Origin of the sequence: Aquipuribacter hungaricus, assembly GCF_037860755.1 — a bacterium.
Lineage (GTDB): Bacteria > Actinomycetota > Actinomycetes > Actinomycetales > JBBAYJ01 > Aquipuribacter > Aquipuribacter hungaricus.
Map to the genome: position 1 here is coordinate 1 of NZ_JBBEOI010000340.1, position 2,941 is coordinate 2,941.

General features: G+C 77.8%; 3 protein-coding genes. All 3 read left to right on the top strand.

Going from position 1 to position 2,941, the window contains the following annotated elements:
- The coding region (locus tag WCS02_RS19255) for an ATP-binding cassette domain-containing protein (protein ID WP_340295899.1) at positions 1-684 on the top strand (684 nt) is incomplete at its 5' end.
- The gene (locus tag WCS02_RS19260; RefSeq protein WP_340295900.1) at positions 684-2,495 is read left to right on the top strand and encodes an ABC transporter ATP-binding protein; all 1,812 of its coding nucleotides are present in this window, start codon (positions 684-686) and stop codon (positions 2,493-2,495) included. The genes WCS02_RS19255 and WCS02_RS19260, both read left to right, overlap by 1 nt.
- Positions 2,496-2,504: 9 nt before the next feature.
- Positions 2,505-2,941 (top strand): LytR/AlgR family response regulator transcription factor (locus tag WCS02_RS19265; protein WP_340295901.1); only part of this gene is annotated, 437 nt, incomplete at its 3' end.

The window sequence follows — 2,941 nt, forward strand, 5'->3', positions numbered from 1 at the left end:
GGCGCGACCGCGCCCGGGCTCGTCGACCCCGGCTCGGGCGTCGCGCTGCGCCCGGGCGAGATCACCGCCATCGTCAGCGCCGACCCCGCCGAGGCCGCCCGGGTCGCCGCCCGGCTGGGACGCACCGACGACGACACCCTCGCCGAGCTCGACGGCGTGCCGGTGACGTCCGTCCCGCTGCGGCGGCTGCGGCGCCGGGTCGTCCTCAGCGAGGCCGAGCCCGCGCTGTTCAGCGGCCGGCTCCTCGACACCCTCGACCCGTGGCGCGACCACACCACCGCCGAGGTGCTCGCCGCGGTCGACGCCGCCTCCGCGCAGGACGCCGTCGCCTCCGTCCCGGGCGGGCTGTCCGGCCGGCTGTCGGAACGCGGACGGTCGTTGTCCGGCGGGCAGCGCCAGCGCCTGGGCCTGGCGCGCGCCCTGCTCCGCGACCCCGACGTGCTCCTGCTCGTCGAGCCGACCAGCGCCGTCGACGCCCACACCGAGCAGCGGGTCGCGACCCGGCTGCGGCAGACCCGCGCGGGCCGGACCACCGGCGTGGCCACCGCGAGCCCGCTCCTGCTCGCCGGCGCCGACCGCGTGGTGTTCCTCGTCGACGGCCGGGTGGCCGCCGAGGGCGGGCACGAGGAGCTGCTGGCCACCGTGCCCGGCTACCGCCGCACCGTGACCCGGGGGGAGGACTGATGGCGCTGTCGTCCCTGGACCCGCCCGGCGTCTCCTCCCGGACCCTGCCGGTCGCCGACGCCGCGACCGTGCGCCGCGAGGCGGCCGCCCTGCTGCGCCGGCACCGGCGCGGCTTCTCCACGGTCGTCGCGCTCTACGCCGTGGTGTCGCTCGCCGCGCTCGCCGCGCCCGCGCTGCTCGGCCGCCTCGTCGACGGCGTCACCGCCGGCACCCTGACGACGGCGGACGTCGACCGCGCGGGCCTCGTCCTCGTCGTCGCGGTGCTGCTGCAGGGGGTCTTCGCCTGGCTGTCGCGCCGAGCCTCGGGCGTGCTCGGCGAGCGGGTGTTCGCCGAGCTGCGCGAGGGCTTCGTGGACCGCGCCGTGGACCTGCCGCTGTCGACGGTGGAGACCGCCGGCACCGGCGACCTGGTCTCGCGCACCACCAACGACGTGGAGACGCTGTCGTGGGTGGTGCGCCTGGCCGTGCCCACCGTCTTCGTCGCGGGCACCGCGTGCGTGCTCACCCTCGCCGCGACCGTCGCCGCCGGTCCCCTGGTGGCGCTGGCGCTGCTGGTCGGGGTGCCGCTCGTCCTGCCGGTGGTCCGCTGGTACCTGCGCCGCTCCCGCCGCGGCTACCTGGCCGAGCGCGACGCCTACTCCCGGGTCAACGGCGGGATCACCGAGACCGTGGAGTCCGCCACGACGGTCGAGCACCTGGGGCTCGGCCCCGTCCGGGTCGCCCGCACCGACGCCGACCTGCGCCGCTGCTGGGCCGTCGAGCGGTACACCCTGGCGCTGCGGACGCGGCTGTTCCCGCTCATCGACACCGGCTACCAGCTGCCGATGGCGGTCGCCCTGGTCTGGGGCGGCTGGCTGGTCAGCCAGGACCTTGCCACCCTCGGCCAGGTCACGGCGGTCACGCTCTACCTGCGCCTGCTCGTCGACCCGCTCGACGAGCTCCTCGCCTGGATCGACCAGCTGCAGGTGGGCGCCGCCTGCTACGCCCGCGTGGTCGGGGTCGGCCTGGTCCCGGACGACCGCACGGCCAGCGGGGACGTCCCGGACGGCACCGAGGTGGAGGTCCGCGACGCCCGCTACGCCTACGGCACCGGCCCTGACGGGTCGCCGCGGGACGTGCTCCACGGCGTCGACCTCGACCTGCGCCCCGGCGAGCGCCTGGCCGTCGTCGGGCCCTCCGGGGCGGGCAAGTCGACCCTCGGCCGGCTGCTCGCGGGCGTGCACCCGCCCCGGACCGGACGGGTGAGCGTGGGCGGGGTCCCGCTGGTCGACCTGCCCCTGCCCGAGCTGCGCCGCCGGGTCGCCCTGGTCACGCAGGAGCACCACGTCTTCGTCGGGACCCTGGCGGAGAACCTCCTGCTCGCCCGGCCCGAGGCCGACCGCGCCCAGCTGGAGCAGGCGCTGGCCGCGGTCGACGCGCTCGGCTGGGCCCGCGCGCTGCCCGAGGGGCTGGACACCGAGGTCGGCTCGGGCGCCACGCCGCTGGACCACGGCCAGGCCCAGCAGCTCGCGCTGGCCCGGCTCGTCCTCGCCGACCCTCACACCCTCGTGCTCGACGAGGCCACGTCGCTGCTCGACCCGCGCGCCGCCCGCCACCTCGAGCGGTCGCTGTCGGCGGTCCTCACCGGGCGCACGGTCGTGGCGATCGCCCACCGGCTGCACACCGCGCACGACGCGGACCGGGTCGCCGTGGTCGAGGGAGGGCGGGTGAGCGAGCTCGGCAGCCACGACGAGCTCGTCGCCCGCGGCGGGTCGTACGCCTCGCTGTGGCGCTCGTGGCAGGTCGAGCCCGGGCCGGTCACCAGGGCCTAGCCTCCCTGCATGGACGCGGCCGGCGGCAGGCTGCGCGTGCTGGTCGTCGACGACGAGGCGCCGGCCCGCGAGGAGCTCGGCTTCCTGCTGTCGCGCGACGAGCTGGTCGGCGAGGTGCTCGTCGCCGCCGGGGCGCAGGAGGCGCTGCGGCACCTCGGCGCCGGCGACGTCGACGTCGTGCTGTCCGACGTCCACATGCCCGGCCTGGACGGGCTCGACCTGGCCCGGGCGGTGTCCCGGCTCGCCTTCCCGCCCGCCGTCGTCTTCGTCACCGCCCACGAGGAGCACGCCGTCGAGGCGTTCGAGCTCCAGGTCGTCGACTACGTCCTCAAGCCGGTCCGGGCCGCCAGGCTCGCCGCCGCGCTGCGCCGCGCCACCGCCGCCCCCCACCCCTCCGTCCCCCACCCCACCGTCCCCCGTCCCGCCGTGCCGGGCGGGTCCGCGGG

Coding starts and splice junctions, on each gene's coding strand:
- WCS02_RS19260 (WP_340295900.1), top strand. CDS start 684: ATGGCGCTGTCGTCCCTGGACCCGCCCGGCGTCTCCTCCCGGACCCTG.